The organism is Shewanella litoralis (assembly GCF_009828585.1).
Classification (GTDB): Bacteria; Pseudomonadota; Gammaproteobacteria; order Enterobacterales; family Shewanellaceae; genus Shewanella; species Shewanella litoralis.
Genome location: NZ_WSRZ01000002.1, coordinates 304,116 through 327,722 on the forward strand (window position 1 = coordinate 304,116; position 23,607 = coordinate 327,722).

The 23,607-nt window shown below is 42.3% G+C and carries 19 protein-coding genes; 7 read left to right on the top strand and 12 right to left on the bottom strand.

Translation table 11 applies throughout. From position 1 onward, the window contains the following. Positions 1-15 precede the first annotated feature (15 nt). The 7 genes from GQA99_RS03355 to GQA99_RS03385 all read right to left on the bottom strand — a co-directional run bounded on the left by GQA99_RS03355 (position 16) and on the right by GQA99_RS03385 (position 5,319). Positions 16-1,230, bottom strand: coding sequence for a pyridoxal phosphate-dependent aminotransferase (locus GQA99_RS03355; protein WP_160052442.1), 1,215 nt, complete (start codon positions 1,228-1,230; stop codon positions 16-18). A gap of 275 nt (positions 1,231-1,505) precedes the next feature. Continuing rightward, complete coding sequence (gene efp, locus GQA99_RS03360) at positions 1,506-2,066, bottom strand: elongation factor P (protein ID WP_160052443.1); 561 nt, start codon at positions 2,064-2,066, stop codon at positions 1,506-1,508. A gap of 49 nt (positions 2,067-2,115) precedes the next feature. Then, positions 2,116-3,303: an elongation factor P maturation arginine rhamnosyltransferase EarP gene (gene earP / locus GQA99_RS03365; RefSeq protein WP_160052444.1), complete on the bottom strand. Its 1,188-nt coding sequence runs from the start codon at positions 3,301-3,303 to the stop codon at positions 2,116-2,118. A 63-nt stretch (positions 3,304-3,366) separates the two neighbouring features. After that, positions 3,367-3,894 (bottom strand): flavodoxin FldA, encoded by a 528-nt coding sequence (gene fldA / locus GQA99_RS03370; protein ID WP_160052445.1) that lies wholly within the window; start codon positions 3,892-3,894, stop codon positions 3,367-3,369. A 51-nt stretch (positions 3,895-3,945) separates the two neighbouring features. After that, positions 3,946-4,218: a LexA regulated protein gene (gene ybfE / locus GQA99_RS03375; RefSeq protein ID WP_160052446.1), complete on the bottom strand. Its 273-nt coding sequence runs from the start codon at positions 4,216-4,218 to the stop codon at positions 3,946-3,948. A gap of 7 nt (positions 4,219-4,225) precedes the next feature. After that, complete coding sequence (locus GQA99_RS03380) at positions 4,226-4,447, bottom strand: DUF2788 domain-containing protein (protein WP_160052447.1); 222 nt, start codon at positions 4,445-4,447, stop codon at positions 4,226-4,228. 98 nt (positions 4,448-4,545) lie between these two features. Then, on the bottom strand, positions 4,546-5,319 hold the full coding sequence (locus tag GQA99_RS03385) for an alpha/beta fold hydrolase (RefSeq protein ID WP_160052448.1): 774 nt from the start codon (positions 5,317-5,319) through the stop codon (positions 4,546-4,548). Between the two features lie 295 nt (positions 5,320-5,614). Between GQA99_RS03385 and seqA the strand changes: the two genes are divergently transcribed. Together seqA and pgm are read left to right on the top strand one after the other, a co-directional pair. Continuing rightward, positions 5,615-6,247: a replication initiation negative regulator SeqA gene (seqA, locus tag GQA99_RS03390; protein ID WP_160052449.1), complete on the top strand. Its 633-nt coding sequence runs from the start codon at positions 5,615-5,617 to the stop codon at positions 6,245-6,247. 48 nt (positions 6,248-6,295) lie between these two features. After that, positions 6,296-7,939: a phosphoglucomutase (alpha-D-glucose-1,6-bisphosphate-dependent) gene (gene pgm, locus GQA99_RS03395; protein WP_160052450.1), complete on the top strand. Its 1,644-nt coding sequence runs from the start codon at positions 6,296-6,298 to the stop codon at positions 7,937-7,939. Between the two features lie 106 nt (positions 7,940-8,045). Here pgm and katG read toward each other — a convergent pair whose 3' ends face one another. The 5 genes from katG to dacB form a co-directional block, all read right to left on the bottom strand. Beyond that, positions 8,046-10,232 (bottom strand): catalase/peroxidase HPI, encoded by a 2,187-nt coding sequence (katG, locus tag GQA99_RS03400; protein WP_160052451.1) that lies wholly within the window; start codon positions 10,230-10,232, stop codon positions 8,046-8,048. Positions 10,233-10,562: 330 nt separating this feature from the next. Beyond that, positions 10,563-11,735 (bottom strand): acetyltransferase domain-containing protein, encoded by a 1,173-nt coding sequence (locus GQA99_RS03405; RefSeq protein WP_160052452.1) that lies wholly within the window; start codon positions 11,733-11,735, stop codon positions 10,563-10,565. Between the two features lie 493 nt (positions 11,736-12,228). Next, positions 12,229-13,791, bottom strand: coding sequence for a putative bifunctional diguanylate cyclase/phosphodiesterase (locus GQA99_RS03410; RefSeq protein WP_160052453.1), 1,563 nt, complete (start codon positions 13,789-13,791; stop codon positions 12,229-12,231). A gap of 351 nt (positions 13,792-14,142) precedes the next feature. Next, complete coding sequence (locus tag GQA99_RS03415; protein WP_160052454.1) at positions 14,143-15,555, bottom strand: TonB-dependent receptor; 1,413 nt, start codon at positions 15,553-15,555, stop codon at positions 14,143-14,145. A 131-nt stretch (positions 15,556-15,686) separates the two neighbouring features. Beyond that, entirely contained in the window at positions 15,687-17,330 is a 1,644-nt protein-coding gene (gene dacB / locus GQA99_RS03420) for a D-alanyl-D-alanine carboxypeptidase/D-alanyl-D-alanine endopeptidase (protein WP_160052455.1), read from the bottom strand. 643 nt (positions 17,331-17,973) lie between these two features. Here dacB and pssA point away from each other — a divergent pair. The 5 genes from pssA (at position 17,974) to GQA99_RS03445 (ending at position 23,583) form a co-directional block, all read left to right on the top strand. Beyond that, positions 17,974-19,317 (top strand): CDP-diacylglycerol--serine O-phosphatidyltransferase, encoded by a 1,344-nt coding sequence (pssA, locus tag GQA99_RS03425; RefSeq protein ID WP_268244216.1) that lies wholly within the window; start codon positions 17,974-17,976, stop codon positions 19,315-19,317. A gap of 72 nt (positions 19,318-19,389) precedes the next feature. Further along, a complete protein-coding gene (locus tag GQA99_RS03430; protein WP_160052457.1) occupies positions 19,390-20,199 on the top strand; it encodes a tRNA-uridine aminocarboxypropyltransferase in 810 nt (269 codons plus the stop codon). A 476-nt stretch (positions 20,200-20,675) separates the two neighbouring features. Continuing rightward, positions 20,676-21,035 (top strand): hypothetical protein, encoded by a 360-nt coding sequence (locus tag GQA99_RS03435; RefSeq protein ID WP_160052458.1) that lies wholly within the window; start codon positions 20,676-20,678, stop codon positions 21,033-21,035. A gap of 263 nt (positions 21,036-21,298) precedes the next feature. Then, the gene (locus GQA99_RS03440) at positions 21,299-23,311 is read left to right on the top strand and encodes a RecQ family ATP-dependent DNA helicase (RefSeq protein ID WP_160052459.1); all 2,013 of its coding nucleotides are present in this window, start codon (positions 21,299-21,301) and stop codon (positions 23,309-23,311) included. Continuing rightward, on the top strand, positions 23,308-23,583 hold the full coding sequence (locus GQA99_RS03445; protein WP_160052460.1) for a hypothetical protein: 276 nt from the start codon (positions 23,308-23,310) through the stop codon (positions 23,581-23,583). The genes GQA99_RS03440 and GQA99_RS03445 overlap by 4 nt, the downstream gene beginning before the upstream one ends. Positions 23,584-23,607: the final 24 nt, after the last annotated feature.

Here is a 23,607-nt window from a genome sequence, read left to right on the forward strand (position 1 = left end):
TTTGAGGCTTAATGTTTATTGGCGATAATCATCTAAAAAGTTGCCGAACTCATTTAACGCTTTGGTTAAATCGGCTTTATGCGGTAAAAACACCACACGTAAATGATCGGGTTCGGGCCAATTAAATGCCGTGCCTTGCACTAAGAGGATTTTCTTGGTCTTCAATAAATCGAGCACTAGGCGTTCATCATCACGAATATTAAACTTTTTCATGTCCAATTTGGGGAAGGCATATAATGCGCCCTTAGGTTTTTTACAGCTTACCCCAGGGATTTGATTGAGTAACTCATATACCGCGTCGCGTTGAATGGTTAAGCGCCCGTTTGGCAGTATCAACTCATTAATAGACTGATAACCGCCAAGTGCTGTTTGGATTGCGTGCTGATTAGGCACATTGGCACACAAACGCATAGACGCGAGCATTTCTAGGCCTTCAATGTAACTCTTTGCCGCCTTTAAATTGCCCGATAGCATCATCCAGCCAACTCGGAAACCCGCAGCACGATATGCTTTTGATAAACCATTAAAGGTTACTGTTAAAATGTCATCAGATAACCGCGCAGCAGGAATGTGTTTGGCTTCGTCGTATAAAATTTTGTCGTAAATTTCATCGGCAAATAAGATTAAGTCGTGCTGACGGCATAACTCGATAACCTGTAACAGCAACTCTTCGCTATACACTGCGCCAGTTGGATTATTTGGGTTAATTAACACGATGGCTCGAGTGCGGCTGCTGATCTTACTTTTAATGTCATCTAAGTCTGGAAACCAATCGGCTTCTTCATCACAGCGATAATGCACCGCTTTTCCGCCAGCAAGGTTTGCTGCAGCAGTCCACAATGGGTAGTCAGGCGAGGGGATTAGCACTTCATCGTCGGTGTTCAGTAGCCCTTGCATGGCCATCACAATGAGCTCAGACACCCCATTGCCGATATAGATATCTTCTATATCAACACCAAAAATGCCTTGTGCCTGGTAATGTTGCACAATGGCTTTACGCGCCGAGAATAAACCTTTCGATTCGCAATAACCCTGCGCACTGGGCAGGTTTAAAATCACGTCACGTACAATTTCTTCTGGGGCTTCAAATCCAAATGGGGCCGGGTTACCGATGTTTAATTTTAAGATACGGTGACCTTCGTCTTCTAGACGGCGGGCTTCTTTATGCACTGGTCCACGAATGTCGTAGCAAACAGAGTCAAGCTTATTGGATTTGATAATGGGACGCATACTACTCTCAATAACTAATTACGGCTAAGTGAGCGAACCATAACGAATTTATTGATAATGTGGAAGGGGCAAACGAGCAAATTGAATAATAATATCAGTCGTTCATGCTATTCTTGAGGGTAATTAAGCCTTTGCTTTAGTGTTTTGTGCTGTATTTGTGTTGGGTTTTAGTGTTTTTGTGGTATTTAGATACAAAAAAGCCAGCACGTATGCTGGCTTTCCTTTAGTTTACTTGAGTTATGGCCATTTCTGCTGAAACTCAAATTAACTGGCGATTAAACGCGCTTTTTGAACTCGCCAGTGCGAGTGTCAATTTCAATCTTGTCACCCACTTTAACGAAGTCAGCAACAGTAACAGTACCGCCACCAGTGATGGTGGCTGGCTTCATTACTTTACCTGAAGTATCGCCACGAGCTGAAGGCTCTGTGTAGATGACTTCACGTACGATGTGAACTGGTAATTCAACAGAAATGGCTTTCTCGTTATAGAAAGTCACTTGACACTGATCTTCCATACCATCAACGATGTATGCAGCAGCATCACCTAGGTTGTCAGCTTCAACGTCGTATTGGTTGTATTCTTCATCCATAAATACATACATAGGATCAGCAAAGTAAGAATAAGTACAATCTAGACGTTCTAAAACGATATCGTCTAACTTGTCTTCACCTTTAAAGGTTTGTTCAGTGCCAGAATCAAGCAATAAGTTTTTTAGTTTTAACTTAACGATTGCAGCATTACGGCCAGAACGAGTTGTTTCAGTTTTCTGAACAACCCATGGGCTGCCATCTAACATGATCACGTTGCCAGGACGGATTTCATGAGCAGTTTTCATTGTACTATTTCCTATATATATGGACTTTTTATATTTACAGAGCAGTATCTTAGCTATTTTTAACGAATTGAACTAGTCGACTCGCAAGATCTGCATCATTTAACGCGTTATTTGGCCAATTCAGCGCATGTTGCTGTAACGGCAAAATAACAGAATGTAATTGTTGCCAGTAGTTAACTACGGCATGTTGATTACCTTGATTGAAGGTCAAATTCACCCCACACCAGGCGGTCGATATTTCTGCCGCAAGATTATCGCAGTAAATCTTCATAAAAGCTTCTAATTTTACCAGATGATAATCATCTTCTTGCGGGTAAATGTGCCAAATAAAAGGTTTTGCGGCCCATTGTGCTCGTAAAAACGAATCTTCACCGCGCACAATATTAAAATCACAGCTCCATAGCAAGCGATCAAATCCTATTTGGTCGGTCATGGGTAATATATGCAGGGTAAGATTACCCATTTTAAATTGTTGACCGGGTATCAGATTGTCCACATCGACAGGCAAAAAGGGCGCAATACTGGTTAAACTGCGACCTTTAGGAATGAGTGCGTGTATCGGTTTAGCTGAAATTTGCCATTGGGCAATTAATGCCGTTAGTGCTGGGGTTTCATAACTAAACACACTAATAACAGTGTCATCAACATGAATGTCGCTTAAGCCTAGCGCTTCAAAAAGTTGCATTTTATTATTGGGGTTAGCTTGCCATTGGTCGCGCTCATTAAAGAGATTTTTCTCGCAAATTAAGCCGCCAGTTTTGCGGTTAAAACCTGGGAAATAAAACCACTTTTTTATCCCGCTAGGTTGTGTTGAAGGTAAACCATGACACCCATCGACCCAATCTTCGGCACTTAAATATTCAAGGTTTAACCAGTGTGGCGCAGAGCTTTGCGCTTGCTTGTGCAAGTTATCAATGACCGATTTTACCTGTTCAGGTAATTCACAGGCAAATGCCTCTATGACCACCTCTCCAGCTACATAGTTTATATCTAGAGGGTTGTTCCATTGAAATATATTCACGCTATTAAATGTTTGCTGGCGTAGTGCAGGATTAAGGCTCGGTAAGATGTGTGAGAAACTGTGTAAATCATCGACCCATAAATGCACTGGGATCTGGTATTCAGCGGCAAGCTGTTTGGCTAGACGCCAGGTGACACCTATGTCGCCATAGTTGTCGACAACGGTGCAAAATATGTCCCAGTGTTTTGGTGCTTGCATGAGATTGGCTGTGGTCATGTATGTTTATTTCAAATAGTAAAAAAGCGGCTATTGCCGCTTTTTTGTTGGGTGAGGCCAGAATTAGTCTGCTAATTCTGCTAAGCACATTTCTTCATAAATTTGCTTAACCCATGCATCAACACGTTCTTCAGTGAGTTCAGGTTGACGGTCTTCATCAATGCCTAAACCGACAAAGTGTTTGTCGTCTGCCATGCCTTTAGAAGCTTCAAAGTCATAGCTTTCAGATGGCCAGTGACCAATGATAATACCACCGCGAGCTTCAACGATGTCACGGACCATGCCCATGGCGTCAAGGAAGTATTCTGCGTAGTCTTCTTGATCACCACAACCAAAAATAGCCACTAACTTATCGGTAAAGTCGATTTGCTCAAGCTCTGGGAAAAAATCATCCCAATCGCACTGTGCTTCGCCGTAATACCAGGTTGGAATGCCAAACATAAGCAAGTCGTATTCAGCGATTTGCTCTTTGGTGCTCTTAGCGATGTCTTTAACATCGAGCATGCTTTTACCCAGTTTTTTCTGGATCATTTTGGCTACAGCTTCGGTGTTACCTGTGTCGCTACCGAAAAAAAGACCTACAGTTGCCATTGTCTATCCTTTAAATATCTAGTTCGCGTTGTGCGATGTTCGAAAAACGTCTCAGTTGTCGAGTTGCTGTTGCAGAATAAATTCGATTAACTGGCTACGACTGATGTTACTGTCCAAAGCTTGTTGGTTCAAGGCATCATATAAATCTTGTGACACTTTTAACTCTATTCGCTTTAAACCGTTAGCGCGATCACGCTGAATTTGGTTTCGCTTATTGATCTTTAATTGCTGTTCCCGAGAAAGTGGGTTACTTCTCGGACGCCCGCGGCGTGTTTCAGTGGCAAAAAGGTCAATAGTCGTTCTATCTGTTGTTTCTTTTGCCATTGTATTTTTAACCGATCCCAGAGCCTTCCCAGGTCATCTGTATAATACCTTTTGCAATAAACCCGGCACAGCCGAGGAATAACACTGCCCAAACAATATATCGACCAAATTTAGGCACATCACCTTGTTTAAGCACATCATGAATTGCCATACCGATAAAAAAGAATATCGCAGCAAAAAACAGGTTCAACCCAACGGCTTCAATTTGATCCATGTACTGATTTAACATATTTCTACCTTCGCTTAATCATGTCTGGCGAAAAGAGGGCGCGAATATATCACATCGTGTCAGAATTGGGTATGTGCAAAACAGTAAATTATTAAAATTTACCCTTGGTTTTGCTCAATAAACTCAGCCACGATGCGATTGAATATCTCAGGCTTTTGAGCATGCAGCCAATGACCTGTGCCATTTAAGGTTTTTGCTGTGACCTGAGGAAATTGACGGACAATTTCATCACGGTGGTCAGCGGTAACATAGTTCGAGTCGCCGCCGCGTATAAACAGCGTTGGCTTGTCAAAGTGCACATCAACACCGATTGGCAAATCCCAGCCAATAATACGTGGGTAACAATGAATTAGACCATCAAGATTCATCTTCCATTCAAAGCCTGTGTCGGTGCGTTGCAAGTTCTTAAGCAAAAATTGCGCGGTACCTTCGTCTATGCCACTGTCCAGTAGATGAGCCAATGCTGATTTACGACTGGTATGTTCGTCAAAGACTAAACTGGTTAACGCGGCAAAAACTGTTTGGTGGCGCGGCTCATAAGCTACCGGGGCAATATCGGCAACCACCAGGCTTTTTACCCGAGTCGGATACAATAAAGCCATAGCCATGGCGATTTTTCCACCCATTGAGTGGCCGACAATGTGGGCACTCGCAATGTTGAGTTGGTCAAGTAATTCCACCATCGCATTGGCAAGTGATGGGTAGTCCATCGTGTCCCAATGCTCACTTAGACCGTGATTGGGCACATCGACTCGGATAACCTGATGATTTTTTTCCAGTACACTGCCGAGATTTTTTAAGTTATCAAGGTTGCCAAATAGTCCATGAATAAGCAGGACGGCTTCACCTTGACCTTGAGAAACATAATGCATAGTGCGATAAACTCGTAACAACAATCAATGAGGCCGAATTTTGCGTTAATGGCTCATGCAAATCAAGTTTTGCAGCTTGTCGTGTCAATTTTGCTGTAAATTTAAACGTGAGATACGAATTTTTTGTGAATATGTGCCATTAAATGATTTTGCTACTTTATTAGTAGGTTAAGCTTGGCTTACACTGAAGCCATATTTTTGATCGCTGCGCGATAATTTGATCGGCGATCGCACGTTTAACGACATCTAACACAACGTTAAGCCTAAGACAGATAGAAGAATAAGGATGACTCTGATGAAATACATTGAAATTGATGAAGAACTTTATCGCTTTATTGCCAGTAAGACTGAACGTATCGGCGAGAGCGCTTCTGATATTTTACGTCGTTTATTGCATTTATCTTTAGAAACCGTGGTTGTTGATTTACCGCAGGCAATCAGCGAGCCTAGCCTTGAAGCTGATGAGGCAGAAGTTGTAAAAGCAGAATCTCAACGAAGTGAGTTATTTAATCAGGCCAAAGCCGCTGTCGAAAAAGTCATGGCCGTACAAGCTCAACCTGATATTAGCCATACTGAAGCCAAAGTCACTGCGATTGACTTTAAATCGATTGTTAATGAACATTTATTAGCACAACAAAAAGGCGCTGTAGGCCGTTTTATGTGGTTGCTGGGTAATTTAAAGGCCGCAACCGGCAATGACTTTAATAAAGTGCTCGACATACAAGGTAAAGGCCGTCTGTATTTTGCCCGTTCAAAACAAGCGTTACTGGATTCGAGCCAATCATCGAACCCAAAAGAAATCGGTGCCAGTGGTTTTTGGGTCACAACCAATAATAATACCGCCAAAAAACAAAACATTTTTATCGAGGTATTGGAGCATTTAGGTTGCGACAGTGAATATGCTCGCACCATTGCAGGCTATATTTAAATTTTTTAAGTTTTTCATCAATTTTCGTTTACTCATAGGAGACCACTCGTGGCCATTCATCAACGCGCAGGACAGCAAGCTTTACAAACGGATTTAGTGAATATTCCTAAATTGATGAGTCACTATTATCGTATTATTCCCAACGTGGAAGATGTACAACAAAAAGTGACATTTGGCACCTCTGGCCATCGAGGCAGTGCATTTAATGCCAGCTTCAACCAAAACCATATTTGGGCCATTGCCCAAGCCGTTGTGGATTATCGTCAATCTGCAGGCATAACAGGGCCGATGATTGTCGGTTTTGATACCCATGCGTTATCTTATGCTGCCTTTATGTCGGTGGTTGAAGTATTAACGGCTAATCAAGTCAAAATGCTTATCCAAAAAGACGATGGTTTTACGCCTACGCCTGTGGTGTCGCAAGCCATTGTGCGTGCCAATGCTTCTAAGCCTGCAGCATTAGTTGATGGATTGATTATTACCCCGTCGCATAACCCGCCGCAAGATGGTGGTATTAAGTACAATCCGCCGCATGGCGGCCCAGCAGAAGGTGACATTACTAAAATCATCGAAGCCAAAGCCAACCAATATCTTGCCGAACAATTAAGCGGTGTTAAAAAGGTCAATTATGGCGTGGCAGTAAAATCTGGCTGGATTGATGAAGTTGATTTTATTGCGCCGTATGTTGAATCACTTGCACAAGTGATTGACATGGAGGCGATTAAAAAAGCCAACATTCGTTTAGGCGTCGATCCTCTTGGTGGCTCGGGCATTTATTACTGGGAGCAAATCGCAGCGCAATATGGCCTTGATATTACCTTGGTGAATGACAAAGTTGATCCAACCTTTGGTTTTATGCCGCTGGATAAAGACGGCAAAATCCGCATGGATTGCTCATCACCTTATGCGATGGCCGGGTTGTTAGCCCATAGCGAAAGCTATGATTTGTGCGTAGGTAACGACCCTGATTATGACCGCCATGGCATTGTGTGCCCAGGTTTTGGATTAATGAATCCTAACCATTATTTAGCGGTGGCCATTGATTATTTAATGACTCATCGCCCGCAATGGTCGGCTTCATTATCGGTGGGTAAAACGCTGGTATCGAGTGCGATGATCGATAGAGTTTGTCATGCGCTAGGTCGCCCATGTTTAGAAGTACCAGTGGGCTTTAAATGGTTTGTGGATGGTTTAGCCCACAGCACTATTGCCTTTGGCGGTGAAGAAAGTGCTGGCGCGGCGTTTTTAAAACGCGATGGCAGCACCTGGTGTACCGATAAAGATGGCTTTATTTTGGCGCTACTGGCGGCTGAAATTTTGGCAGTGACCGGTAAAACCCCAGCGCAGCGTTATAAAGAGTTAACCGATCAATTCGGCGAAAGTTTTTATACTCGTATCGACAGCCCAATAAGCCTTAAGAAAAAAGCTAAGTTTGAACTACTCAATGCAGAAAGCTTTACTGATACTGAGCTTGCGGGCGAAGCCATTACGGCGATTTTAAGCCATGCACCAGGAAACAATGCAGCAATTGGCGGGATTAAAGTGACTACCGAAAACGGCTGGTTTGCAGCACGTCCGTCTGGTACTGAAGCGCTATTTAAAATCTACGCTGAAAGCTTTATTAGCCAGCAACATCTTGATGATATTATCGCCCAGGCGCAAACCATGATTGATTCGGCTTTAAAAGGTTAAGGCTGAGTTAGTTAGGTTTGGTTAGGATAAGATTACGGCAATAATTTTTAAAGCGTAAATAAAAAAGCACTGAATAATCAGTGCTTTTTGTGTCTAACAGTGAGGGTTATGCGAGATCAAATCGATCGGCATTCATCACTTTAGTCCATGCTTTAACAAAGTCTTTTACAAACTTCTCTTTAGCATCGTCTTGCGCATAAACTTCAGCGTACGAGCGTAAAATAGAGTTTGAACCAAAGACCAGATCAACGCGGGTTGCTGTCCACTTCACTTTATTTGTACCACGTTCAACAATGTTGTACAGGTTAGTGCCGGCAGGTTTCCAGCTATACGACATGTCCGTCAAATTAACAAAGAAGTCATTCGATAACACGCCAACATTATCGGTAAATACCCCATGTTGAGTGTTGTCGTAGTTAGTGCCTAGTACACGCATACCGCCAACCAATACGGTCATTTCATGTGCGCTTAAGCCCATCAGTTGTGTACGGTCTAGCATCATCTCTTCTGGCTGTACGACATAGTCTTTCTTTTGCCAGTTGCGATAAGCATCGTGTAATGGCTCTAACACGTCAAATGACTCAACATCAGTTTGCTCTTGCGTAGCATCACCACGACCTGCGGCAAATGGCACAGTAATGTTAACACCCGCAGCTTTTGCTGCTTGTTCAACGGCCGCCGTGCCGCCCAGAACAATAAGGTCTGCCATGCTCACCGGTTTACTCAAACCAGCTTGAACGCTCGCGAGTGCAGCAAGCACTTTTTGTAATCTTGCTGGTTCATTACCTTGCCAATCTTTTTGTGGCGCTAAACGAATACGCGCACCATTTGCACCACCACGGAAATCAGAGCCTCGGAAAGTACGGGCGCTGTCCCAAGCGGTAGCCACTAACTCAGCAACAGATAAACCCGTCGCTAAGATTTTAGCTTTTAAGTCGCTAACTTCTTGCTCAGTTAAGCTGTAATCCACTTGTGGTACAGGGTCTTGCCAAATTAACTCTTCTGCTGGTACATCTGGGCCTAAGTAACGTGCTTTAGGTCCTAGATCTCGGTGAGTTAACTTAAACCAGGCGCGGGCAAATACGTCAGAGAAGTAAGCAGGGTCTTTATAAAAACGTTCTGAAATCTTACGGTATTCAGGATCCATTTTCATCGCCATATCGGCGTCAGTCATCATGGGTTCAACTTTTATTGACGGGTCTTCAACGTCTGCAGGCTTGTGCTCTTCTTTAAGATCGATAGCCTTCCATTGCCATGCACCTGCAGGGCTTTTGGTGAGTTCCCAATCGTAGTTCAGTAATAGTTCAAAGTAGCCGTTATCCCATTGCGTTGGGTTTGTGGTCCATGCGCCTTCAATACCACTGGTGACTGTGTCACGACCAATTCCACGGCTGGTTTTGTTTATCCAACCTAAACCTTGCTCTTCTATATCAGCACCTTCTGGATCTGGGCCTAGGTTTTCAGCACGGCCATTACCGTGCGACTTACCTACTGTGTGTCCACCAGCTGTTAATGCCACGGTTTCTTCGTCATTCATTGCCATACGGGCAAAGGTAATGCGAATATCGTGTGCTGTTTTAAGCGGATCAGGGTTACCATCAACCCCCTCAGGGTTAACGTAAATCAAGCCCATCATTACTGCTGCAAGTGGGTTTTCAAGGTCTCGCTCACCAGAGTAACGGCTGTTTTCTGAGCCGCTTGGCGCGAGCCATTGTTTTTCTGAGCCCCAGTAAATGTCTTTTTCTGGGTGCCAAATATCGGCACGTCCACCGGCAAAACCAAAGGTTTTTAAGCCCATTGATTCATAGGCAACTGTACCGGCTAAAATAATTAAGTCAGCCCAAGACAGCTTGTTGCCATATTTCTTTTTAATTGGCCACAAAAGACGACGTGCTTTATCAAGGTTACCGTTATCTGGCCAGCTATTGAGAGGGGCAAAACGTTGATTACCTGTACCAGCACCGCCACGACCATCTGCAATACGGTATGTACCTGCTGAGTGCCAAGCCATGCGGATCATCAATCCACCATAATGTCCCCAGTCTGCTGGCCACCAATCCTGGCTGTCTGTCATTAATGCGGTGAGATCTTGTTTAACGGCAGCAAGGTCTAAAGATTTAAAGGCTTCGCGATAATCGAAATTAGGATCCATCGGATCAGATTTGCTGTCATGCTGATGAAGGATGTCGAGGTTAAGTGCATTTGGCCACCATTCCATCACATCATTTGACACTGAGGTATTACCGCCATGATTGACAGGGCACTTACCGAGCGATTGTTGTGCTTTTTCCATGAGATGTTCCTTTATCACTAAAATAGCTTAAACGTTAAGCATCATTGGATTACTGTTCTAGGCTAGCTGACTACGATTACAAATTAAAGCGACATTTATCTATCTGTTTAATCGGTTTTACTAATACGCAATAAAGTACGAAAACGGCTTAATAATAGTACAGTTATGAACAAATTAGATTAAATGTTTATTTCTTCTAAAAGTATGATCTAGGTCATTAAATTTATGGATGTATGGTAAAGGTTTGTCAATGAATGTTGATAACAGGGGGAAGAGATAAATCATGTGGTGCCGGTTATTTCTAGCACCACACGAGGAATATTTGAGGGATTATAAATATTTAATCCACGCTTGCTGACTGGCTTGTTTATAGGCACTAAATCGTTTTACGGGATAATACAAAATAGCGATTAAACCTAGGGCTATGAGCCAAACCCAAGCCATATTATCAACGCCTAAAAGCTCACCATGATTGGCACCAAACACGTATTTACTGATGCTATAAAGTAGCAGTAATACATATAAATGCAGAATATAGAAAAACATAGGCACCGAGCCAAATGTCATCAATACCTGGCCAAACTGATTGTTTAAGCGCTCAAATCCGACTAAACCGAAAAACATGACCCCGAGGGTTATCAATAAAAAGCTTAACGAAGGAGGGTACTTGGTTAAGTTAAATACCGACATTAACGTCTCACCTAAATTGTTGCCCATTTGCCAGGGTAGTGTTTCGCCATAAATATTGCCGCCTCGTAACACAATAAATAGCACTATGCAGCCAATACCCAATTGAAGTAATTGACGTTGACGCTTAATGGCAAGTGAGGATTTTGAAAATATTGGCCCTGCTGCATAACCCAGTAAAATCACTCCCATCCAAGGTAGCGCTGGGTAGCTTATTTTCACTTTTAACACGCCATCAGCAATTAAATAGCCGCGATCATGCAAAATTGTCCACAAACTATAGCCCCACTCATTGGGCATAAACTGAATTGGGGTTAATAGGTTATGACCACATACTATGGCAAAGCCTAATAGCGCCATGATGGGGCGCGGTAAGTTAATTAACGCAGCCAAGGTGAGCATGCTAAGGCCTATAACCCATATTACCTGTAGCCATAAGGTGTGATAGTTGCCCATCCATGAAATATTGATCACCAGTATTTCAAGTCCGATTAAAAACAGGCCACGTTTTATTAAAAACCCCCGCGCTGAGCGGGGCTGTAACGGGTTGCGATTGGCGTAAAGCCAGGCTGATACTCCAGTTAAAAACACAAATACTGGCGCACAAAAGTGGGCGGCAAATCGGCTAATAAACAATTCCCATGAAGTGGTGCTTAAATCCATCGGGTCGCTAACTTGCATGTGCAGGTAAAAACGTTCACGAACATGATCAAGCAGCATTATCAACATCACCGCGCCGCGCATCATATCAATGCTCGATATTCGTTTCGCTTTGACAGCCCCGTCTAGTGCATTGATTGGTTGATTAGCACTCATAAGTTAGACTCACTTTTTATATGGTTCGCCAGTACTGGTCAAAAGACAGAATAGCGATGGATGATATCAATTTGTCGACATTGGCTACAACAATGATTGACTAAGACTTACATACACTTTAAGAATAACGCATTGATAAATAACCTGAACTCGGGATAATAAACGCCTTTCAAACAGTCCTTTGCCCTGCTAACTGCGTTGAATCGACTTACAATAGGCTAGCTATTGACGCGTTAATTCGCCTTGTTAGCTGAACAAATGACAAGCTTGAAAGAGACAGGTTGTAACATGTTGATTTTAAAAAACATAAGTTCATCTCTTATCCCGAACTCAGGTTGAATAGATTATTGTGTTGAAGCGTCAAGGTGAGTTGCCAACATTCAGAGATGAGATTGTAAATGACATGCATTTACATTAGCAATGGTGAATACCCGTTTTTTCACGTTTACTTAATATGTGCTGTAATGCTGAGCCATATGGCGAATGGAGTGGGTTAACTGATAGAAGAAAGAGGCAGTTGTAAGATTTGGCCAAGTTCAGATTTTGGCATCGGTTTGCCAAAAAAGTAACCTTGAGCAAAATCACATCCTAACGAGTGTATTAAGTTTGAAGTATCTTGATGTTCTATTCCCTCTGCAACCACGCTACATGCTAAATGTTTAGCTAAATAAATCACCGATTTTACAATAGCAAGATCAGCATCTTGATGGTGGATATTCTTGATAAATGAGCGGTCAATCTTAATTTGTTGAATGGGTAAATCACGCAGCATTTCAAGGGATGAAAAGCCGGTACCAAAATCATCAATACTGAATTTACCACCTAAACGCGCTATATAGTTCATGGTTTGTTTTGCTTGCTCAGCATCTATCATCATCGCGCTTTCAGTTATTTCGAACATTACTTTTTGTGAAGAGTGATTGTTTTTGATTAACGAGGACACTTTTTTAACGAGCTGAGTGTCATGTAAATCCATGGCAGACAAATTGATGTGAATGCATAACGCCAAACCCAGTGAATCAAAATAAACCATGTCCTTAGCCACTTGCTGCATAACCCAGGTGGAAATCTGGTTAATTAGCGTGGTTTGTTCAGCAATTGGAATAAACAGACTCGGGCAAAAATAGCTGCCATCTGGCCGAGGCCATCTTATTAACGCTTCTACACCATAAAATTGTTGATTGTTCATTGTCACAATCGGTTGATACCACAATTCGAATTCTTGTAATTCGATGGCTTGTTTTAATAAAGCACTGATGTTGACCTTTTCAGCTGCATTACTATTAAGGCTTTGGTCATAAACACAAAAAGGAGCAGACAAACGTTTGCTTGAATACATAGCAATGTCAGCTTGCTGCAGTAGCTGACCAATTTCTGAGGCTTGGCTTGGATAATGACTGACCCCTACGCTGGCTCCGACAAGTAAGTCGTAGGTTTCAATGGAAAACGCATTTTCCAGTGCCAAGTGAATGGTGTTTATGGTGGTGATAATCGATGAGGGATCTACCTGAGTGTCAATGACCGCAAACTCATCACCGCCTAACCTGAACAGTTGCGCAGTGCGGGGAAGGTGGTCTTGCATACTTTTACCCACTTCAATTAATAATAAATCGCCGTAATAATGCCCCAGAGCATCATTGACTTGTTTAAAGCGATTTAAATCAATGAGTAATAGACTAAATGGTTGACCTTTTGAGACCTGGTGGGATAACGAGTCAATAAGGTATTTTCGATTAGGCAGGCCGGTTAGCGTGTCATGCAAGGCGATATTACGCTCACTTATCACGAGTTTTTCGACTTTAAGTAAACTGAGCAAACTAAGGCGTGTCACCAATACTACAAAGCCACCACCAAAAAGCATGATCACGCAGAAAATGATATCAGCCGTAGCAATATCATCGCGATCACATAAATAATAAAATACGCCGAGATAACCCATTATAAAAAAGACAATGAGTGAGCGCAGTATTCGCCATCCTAGGCTAGTGTCTTTGTGACAAATGTCAGTTACCGCTCGTAAGCTGTAAACTAATAATCCGATCCCTAATACAAGCATTAACAAAGCTTAAATCTGTAGCAATCGTCATTTCCTGTGTCAATTAACTGGGTGGGAGATCTGTATGCAATCAACAGTAAGCACAACGTCTTATTCGGGTTAAGCGTATTGTAATCATAAGACGGGAGTAAATCAGTTTACAGTGTATTGAGTCCATTCGACGTAACTTGATACTCCAGCCTGGTCAATTGTGATAATTTTTAAATCGAACGCTGCCAAAGCGATGATATAACCATAGTGTAATATTTGAGTTTGTGCTTTATTTGACGTTTTTACAATATAAAAAAAGCGGCTATATCATCAATGACATATCCGCTTTTTATACTATTAGCGACTAATCTACAGTGTGACTTAGCCTCTGTAGCCGAATAATTTTTGTTCCATAATGGCTTTACCCACTGCTTCGGGCACGGCATCTACCCATTCACCTTGGCCACGGCAAATTTGTTGTAAAATTTCTCTGGAAAAAATATTAAACAATTCTGGGTTACTAGACTCAATGCTGGTGATATAACCGTTATCGAGTACATGGCGGAATAAGTAACGCAGATTGTTAGGCACACTAAGGGTATTTAAATCGTTTATTTCACCTTTGCCATCGCGTTCAGGATACACAAATAAACGGGTGTTATCAGGAAATAACTTGCCAAAGGCTTCAAGAATACCGCCTTCCATACCACGATAATATTCTTCGTCGAAAATTTGTTTAATATTGACGATACCCACCACAATACCAATTTGCAATTGGGTATATTGGCGGAAATAAGCCCGTAACGAGAAGTAACGAGTGTAATCCGAGATCATCACGTTATAGCCTAATAAATTAAGCAATTTAACGCGCTCCATAATGTCTTTTTCAGACATATTGGCATCTTTACCGTGTAGGTCATTTAGGGATATTTCGGCAATTAATACGGTATTTTTATCGGTAACACCTTCTTGTGTGGCAAAAGCTTTATAACCTTGCTCAATCATATCAACATTGAGTTTAGTGATAGGTTTAAATGAGCCACGAATGGTTAATACGTTCTTTTTGTACAACATGTCAGCCGGTACGGCCACGCTGCCATCGGCTTTAAACATAATCGCGCGGGTTTTCCAGCTGCGAATCAGGTGAATATTTTTGGCTTGATTATCAACATCTTCAAAGTAAGGCCCTTGAAAGTCGATGCAATCAATTTCAATTCGATTGGCTTTCATATTATCGGTTAACGAGTCGATAATCATTTTTGGGTCTTCAAAATAATAGTAACTGGCGTAAATCAGGTTTACCCCTAATATGCCTAATGCTTGTTGTTGAGCTTCGGCAGTATCGTCAAACATGCGCACATGGACAATAATGTTAGACGGTTCTGCGCCAGGGTACATTTGAATGCGCACACCACACCAGGCGTGGCATTCATTTTTGCGGTTGAAGCTTTTCGCTGAAACAGTCGCAGCATAAGTAAAATAACGTGAAGATTTAGAGCGCACACCACCCACACGGTCTACCACTAAATCGAATTCTTGTTCCATCATGGCAAGAACTCGGGCTTTGCTGACATAGCGGCCGTCTTCTTGCACACCATAAATGGCGTCAGAGAATTTCATATCGTATGCAGACATGGTTTTAGCTATCGTTCCGGCTGCTGCACCTGCCACAAAAAAGTTACGTGCCACTTCCTGGCCTGCACCAATTTCAACGATGGTGCCGTATTTCTTTTCATCTAAATTAAGACGAAGGGCTTTTTCTTTGGTGCCACGTGAACTGACTTGCTTATCCATATTATCTCCACACGATTTACGACTAACGTTTACATACTGTCGGCAATGTTAGCGCAACAGTTTATGTCTGTCAGTGTTAGATTGAAATTATTGAGGTTTTATTGTGCCAGCCGCCTGAGTCTTCTTAGCGATTAGTTAACTGGCACATCCAACATAGTTTGTAAAAATACTGCCGAAAAAGGCGCTTTTTGTTGTTTTTTAATTTGTGGGCTCAAGCCGTTTTCGATGAGAACAAACAAATAATCATGGCCATTACTGGCTTTGACTCTGCCGGCTAAATTGGCCACGCCTAACATGCTGCCGGTTTTGGCAAACACATGGTTTTTTAACGGTGATTTATTAAAGTAGCGTTTATAACGCAAGGTGCCACTGACGCCCGATTCGGGCAAAGTGTCGAGTAAAAAGTGATATTCAGGCATCTGGTAAACCGTGGTTAAAACACTTAACACTTGCTCTGCACTGAGTAAGTTATAACGTGACAATCCTGAACCGTCGGCTAAGTTGGCGTCGGCTAAATCAATTCCTAGCGAATACAAAATGGCTTTCATGGCCTGACTACTGCGAGCAAAGTCGCTGGGTGCCTGAAAATACACTTCACCAACTTTTTTTAATAGACTGTCGGCAATTAAGTTGTCCGATTTTAACAGCATGGTTGATAACAAATCTGTTAACGGCGCCGAGTGATGACTTGCAATTAATTGTCGCTGCCCCCCTGTGGGGCTAAGTTGTGAACGGCTCAGTACCATTGGTGCATTGTGTTGTATGCCTAATGCAGTAAGTTGTTTGGCCACAATGTGCTGGGCATAAAGCGCAGGGTCAGTAATGGCGATCGCTAACGGCAGTGATTTAGCCCCGACATGACAACCACTGAGGTGGTAGCGATTATTATCAAATCGACTGAGTGTGAGCTGACAAGCGGGCTGACTATTGGCTTGTGTGTATACAGAGCCCGCTGGCGCAGCTTTATATTGTGAGTTGGCCACAACCGGATTAACAAAATAAGCATCGTTTGTGATGTTAATTGGGCGTTTGCCCATCATGCTAATGCTGGCTGTTTTGTTATAACCTGTGGTAGATAAACGGCCATAAACACAATTTTTGTCAATAATAAACGGTGATATAGGGGCTGCATAACAAATGCCTAAGTCATCCCATACCCATCCTGGCGCTTGTAATTGGCTGTCTTGCTCACTGACTAACACCACTTGGCCAGCAATTTTATTAATGCCCAAAGGTTTAAGTGAGCTCAATAATTGTTGTAAATCTTGATACGTTAAGGTTGGGTCACCACTAAACTCAAGGTAAATGTCACCTTGATATACTCCATTATTAACCTGTTGTTTATTAATAGGAGTGTTGGCATAGGTACTTAATTGAGTTTGATAATAAAAGCCTTTACCTAACTGTTTTGTTGCCGCTAAAGCCGTGAGTAATTTTTGAATACTGGCAGGTTGCATTAACGATTGATGATTGTAGGTAAATACTGCTTGTTGCGTGGTCATATCCCACACACTAATGCCGAGTTGAGAATAGGCCGGTTTTAGGAGCTGCAACATATTATCAAGGTATTGTGCGGCGGGCTTAGCCGTTGAATCATTGGCGGTTTCCAATGCTTCAGCGTTAAGGCTTGGCGGTATGGATATTTCTGCTAAGGCAACCGGTGACATAACAAGAGAAGCCGCCATCACACTCAAACTGGCAAATACAGTCCATAAACGTGTCACACGAGATTGTGGGGGATTTTGGGGTAACGCCGCTAAAAACGGTAAATACATATTGGCCTACAACTTATTCAACGTGCGATTATTAGCAATCTTTTCTCTGTAACAGTATTTTAGCGTAACAAGTTATTCGCCGATACGACAATTTTACTGCCATGGTGATGATGGGGGATTTATTTTGTTATGGATCCTTGTTATTCAGCCATTTTAAGATGCAATGTGTTTAGCGCATTAGATGAGTATATGGTTACATCAATTGAAACCAATTTGGATAAATTAAATTGGAATAGGCGATAAATATACGTTCATTGGCTGCGCAGTAAGTCAGCAAAATGGTAAATTATGAGCCGCCTTGTATTATTTTTATTCAAAGAAAGCCACTAAAACCACCCTAAAGTAAGAAACATCTTGCTCATCACCTTGTTAGTCGGTAATTTCTATCAGCTAAATTATGCACCAAATTGATGATATATTTATCCAACTTGCCGTTTAAGCATTTTGGTTCTCAACCTTAGCCCCATTTTCGCAGACGCGATAACGCATTGTCTGGAACATTAAGACTGCAATCATTGTGGCAGTTTGGTGCACTGTTTGTCGTTGGCGAGTTTAATTTAGCGAAAGTACACCGTATTGATATCACGCAGTCCACATAATCATAACGATAGGCTGTGAAGTTTGTTATTTTGCTCATCATATTATGATAAGCACTCATTTTAAGGAGGATGCCTTGCTGGATAAGTTAGGTGGTATTGCGCTAAAAGCTGATGCGGTATCTTGGTTACTTAACCCCCAAGATTTTAAACAAGCATTATTAGCGCGAATTGCGTCGGCAACATCTTCAATTTACATCGCTGCGTTATACGTAGAAGACGATGAAGCAGGGCGTGAAGTGTTACAGGCATTGTTAGCGGCTAAAGCGCGTCAACCCGATTTAGACATCAAAGTATTAGTGGATTACCATCGCGCTCGTCGTGGCTTAATTGGCCATAAAGGTGACAGTGGTAACTACATCATGTACCGCAATTTGATGGCCGAAGCATCTCATCCTTTTGACATTATTGGTGTGCCTGTAAAATCGCGCGAGTTCATGGGGGTGTTACACCTTAAGGGCTTTATTATTGATGATGCGGTGATTTACAGTGGCGCGAGCATCAACAACATTTATCTGCAACAAAAAGACAAATACCGTTTTGATCGTTATCACCTAATTGAGTGCGCAGAGTTAGCTCGCAGCATGCGAGATATGATCAAGCAAGACATCGTCAACGACTCTGCGGTCAGTGTATTAAGCCAGCCATTAGAAAGCGAAGACAACCCAGAAAAGCAAGATATTAAAAGCTTTAAGCACAGGCTGTCTCAAGCACATTATCAATACAAAACCACCACAGTTGGAAATCGTGTTACCCCATTGTTAGGCTTAGGTCGCAAAAACAATTTGCTTAACGACACTGTGATTAAGTTAGTTGAAGGCGCTAAACAACAATTGTTTATTTGCACGCCTTATTTTAATCCACCAGCGATATTAAGCCGAGCGTTAGCTAAACACCTACGAGCGGGTAAAAAGATTGATATTGTTGTGGGCGACAAAACAGCGAATGATTTTTATATTCCGCCAGAGCAAGACTTTTCTACTATTGGCGCGCTGCCTTACATGTATGAGCAGTCGTTACGCAAATTTGCCAAACGTCAGCAGTGGGCGATTGACAACGGTCAGCTCAATATCCATTTATGGAAAGATGGCATTAACAGTTTTCATCTCAAAGGGATCAGTGCTGACAATCGTAAACACCTGATCACAGGCTCTAACCTTAATCCGAGAGCGTGGGCATTAGATTTAGAAAATGGCCTGTTACTGCACGATGAGTCGGGCAGTTGGAAAGCATCGTTTATTGCTGAACAACAACATATCTTGTTGCACACGGAGCGACTGTTTCACTACAGCCAGATTGATACCTTACATAAATACCCAAAGCCGGTGAAAAAGGTCATGAATCGTATCCGTCGTTTAAAAGCTGACTTTTTATTGCGCCGTATTCTATAATCCTCAGTGTATAATCTATATTCTACATTCATCACCTTAGGGTGATGAATTTTTTTCACTTCAGAGTTTGTTATGACCCAAGTTGCTAGCCAAAGCCCTAAAGCACCTATACATGCAGTTCATCGCCTGCACGCATACCGAAAGTCGCTGTCAACTAAACCGTTTGGTGCTCGGGGTAAAAAGCTTATTCGCTGTGAATTATGTTTGTTGGGTGAATTATTTTGTACCTGCAAACATCGTCAATATTTGACCACCCAGGTCAGTTTTATGCTGATTATGTACAACGATGAAGTGTTAAAGCCCACGAACAGTGGCCGCTTAATAGCCGATCTGATCCCTGACACTCACGCCTTTTTGTGGACTCGAACGGATACCGACCAACAAATGTTGGCGCTGTTAGCCGATGAGCGCTATCAGCCGTACTTAGTGTTTCCGCAACAGTACATCGAAAACCTACAACCTGTGGTGAATCAAATTATGCCGCAAGCGCTAACACAACCAAGCGATAAGGTTAAAACCCCATTATTGGTGATGCTAGATGGTAGCTGGCGTGAAGCGATTAAAATGTATCGTAAAAGTCCTTATTTACATCAAATGCCGGTATTGTCATTTGCGCCAGAAACGTTAGCGACTTATGCATTGCGTAAGGGCAGCCATGATTTTCAATTGGGGACGGCGGAAGTAGCATCATTGGCATTAACTGCGGCGCAAGAGCCACAAAATGGTGTGGCGCTGTCTGCCTGGTTTGATTTATTCGTTGAATCATCATTGCTCGGTCGTAATCGCCGTGCAAAAGAAACCTTAACGCCGATTGCTCATTACATTAGTGCGTTTACTGATGCACTCGCCGCGAGCCAAACTCCAACGCTTTGTGATCAATAAAACCATATGGTATTTGCATATTATTGCTTTTTACGGGATGCTAAATAACGCTTAACCAGGCTTACGAGCGTTGATGCTTTGCTTTCGTCAGGGATTAATCGCATCATATTAAAAAAGCCGATTTGTTTAGGTCATGATGTTAGCGATTTAGTGTAATACCATTTCCATTAATTATGTGACCAATCAGAGTCACTCAGATTGTTCAGTTTGAGGCGCATTGTTGAAATAATGGTTATTCCCTTCTAAGACAATGCAACAAAGAAATGGACAGTCTGAGTGCCTCCTGCAAGGCGGGTTTCTGTGCCTTCTATGCTGCTTAATAGCATTTTGACGTAGAACAACTATGTCTACAATTCTATTACTTGCATAGAAGACACAGAACTCCCGCTGAATGACCAGATAATTAATGGAATTGGTATAAAAGTTGGATAGGGTAAATTGTCTCATCAATTGTTTAAGGATTATGTCACGATATTATGGAAGACTTGCTTAAAAGTACTCAGCAACACAGCGCGCAAAAGTTACTTATATTATTTCGGCTTGAGCCTGGTTGTTTAGGGCCTGATGGCGTTGATCATATCGACACTTTTTGCCAGCTAGCTGAGCGCACGTTAACTCACCTCAATGCCGATGTTTGTCAGTGGTTTATTTCACCTCGTTTTGATAAATCATTAGTTGAGATCCAATATAGTCTTGCCGGCAAAGTCTTACCTCGCGACAAAGCGGTTAAATATGTGCAATCGTTTGAACAAAACCTCGATACCTTAGAAGAGCGTTTTGAAGACAAGCTCACGCAGTTGATTAACCAATACATCGCCCGTAAACAGGCGCGATAACGGCAAACCGCTATCAAGTGGCTAATGCAACCAGAATGCAATCAGAATGCAATAAAAGTGCAGCCACACAATGTAATACCAGCACCATGCACTAACACCTGTATCATGAAGTAAGACCCGTAATGATACCAAGTGTAAACGAGCTGAGATGCGGGTTATTAAAAATGCGGTAGTTGCAACCATATCGTCTCAATTTATGCGAACCATTTTAATTGTTAACCCTATGCAGTTTTGGGTTTCATCATCTCTCATAGGGATTCTTTATGTCTACAAATGACGCTATTCATCTTGGCGATACATCAACGTCAAACGATGCAAACCTGCACCAATTACTGCAACAACAATTTGGTTTTGATCAATTTAGACCCGGTCAGCAAGCGGCGATAGAAACCATTTTATCGGGGCACTCTGCGTTAGCTATTTTTCCTACAGGTTCAGGTAAGTCTTTGTGTTATCAGTTTTGTGCACAACAGCTGCCCAATCTAACCTTAGTTATTTCACCTTTACTGGCGTTAATGAAAGATCAGCTGGCATTTTTAGCCAGCAAAGGCATTGCCGCAGCCAGTATTGATTCAAGCTTAACCTATGAACAAACCCAACAAGTCATGCGGGATGTTCGCGACAATCGCACCCGGATTTTAATGGTGTCGGTTGAACGTTTTAAGAATGAGCGCTTTAGGCAATTTTTGCATTCTGTAGCGATTTCACTATTAGTGGTTGATGAAGCCCATTGTATTTCAGAGTGGGGACATAACTTTCGTCCAGATTATTTAAAAATCCCGCAGTTTTGTGAGGCGTTCTCCATTCCACAAACCTTACTATTAACCGCCACTGCCACAGAGCAAGTTAAGCACGATATGGCTTCGCGCTTTGGGCTTGCACCGCAGCATATTATTCAAACGGGGTTTTATAGACCCAACCTTGATTTATCCGTTGTTGCAGTAAGCCAGCAAGATAAAAATAACCATTTAGCGCACTATGTTAAGCATTTTACTGCTGGTGGAAGTACTGGCGCCGGTATTGTGTATGTTACCTTGCAGCAAACGGCGGAAGAGGTCGCGCAATACTTAATGAGTGAAGGCGTCAACGCGCGTGCTTATCATGCGGGTATGGAGCAAGATGCTCGACAAGATATTCAGCAACAATTTATGGGCAATCGCGTACAAGTGATTGTGGCCACCATTGCATTTGGCATGGGCATCGACAAATCAGACATTCGCTTTGTGATGCATTATGACTTACCGAAATCAATTGAGAATTACAGCCAGGAAATTGGCCGAGCAGGGCGAGACGGTAATGTGTCGTATTGTATTACTTTGGCCAATCTTGATGGTTTAAATACGGTCGAAAACTTTGTATATGGCGACACGCCAGAGCCTGAAAGCATTGCTAATTTGTTGGACATTATTGCCAGTGAGACAGATCAAGGTCGCTGGGAAGTACAAGAGCTATCTTTGTCTACCGCTTGCAATATTCGCACATTGCCGCTTAAAACCTTGTTTGTGCAATTAGAGTTGATGGATGTGATTAAGCCAAGCTTTGCTTATTTTGCAGATTTTAAATATCGCTTTGTTGAAGACAAGCAAGTCATACTCAACCGTTTTAATGCAGAACGTCAGGCATTTTTAAACCAGGTATTTGAGCACACACAGTTTAAAAAAATCTGGGGACAACTGGATTTTGACAGCTTGTATCAACAATATGGGAGTGAACGTCAACGCGTTGTGGCCGCGCTAGAATATTTAGCCGAGCACAATTTAATTATTCTGGAAACCAAAAAGATCACTCAGGTGTACAGTGTTAAACAGCATACCTTGAGTAGCGACACACAAAGGCAGCAATTGACGCAACAACTAGCGCATTACTTTAGCGGTAATGAGCACAAAGAAATTGTTCGTATTGGTAAACTGGTGGATTTTTTTGAGCTCGACACTTGCTTAAGTGCTGCGTTAGCTCAATATTTTGACGATCAAGCCGCACCTAAATCATGTGGCCATTGCAGTGTTTGTCGAGGTGAAATTGCGGTATTATCTAAACAGACACTGGCTCCATTACCAGATACGGCCAGTGTTGCACAGCTGCTAGCGCCTCTGCACCAAGTGGCTCAAGCAAAATCGTTACCCACAGTGACCATCGCGACACAGGCAAAGTTTTTAGCCGGTATGGTGATGCCAAGGTTTAGCCGTATGAAGGTTAAACAATTAGCCGGCTTTGGCCATTTTAGTGCTTATCGATACCAAGACATTCTGGATGCTGTTAAGAAGGTGAATTCATGAAACCCGTTCCTGAAGCATTATTAAAGAAACACGCCAATTTAGTGCAAACTGAAGGTGTGACTGTCATTTCTCACACTCAACGAGAAACCGGTGATTGGGTGTTGCAAACCTTGATGATTGAAAATTGCGATGTCCCGTTCAAGTACAAACGTCCTAAACGCTTTAAAAGCTTGCAAGGCCAGAAGGTCAATTTAATTTATTATCCATCAAAAGAAGTGGTTGCCGGCTTTGAAATGGAAATAATGCAAGTGGTGCGAGTCAGGCGGTACTAGTTGTTTGACCTCAACCAAGGTAAT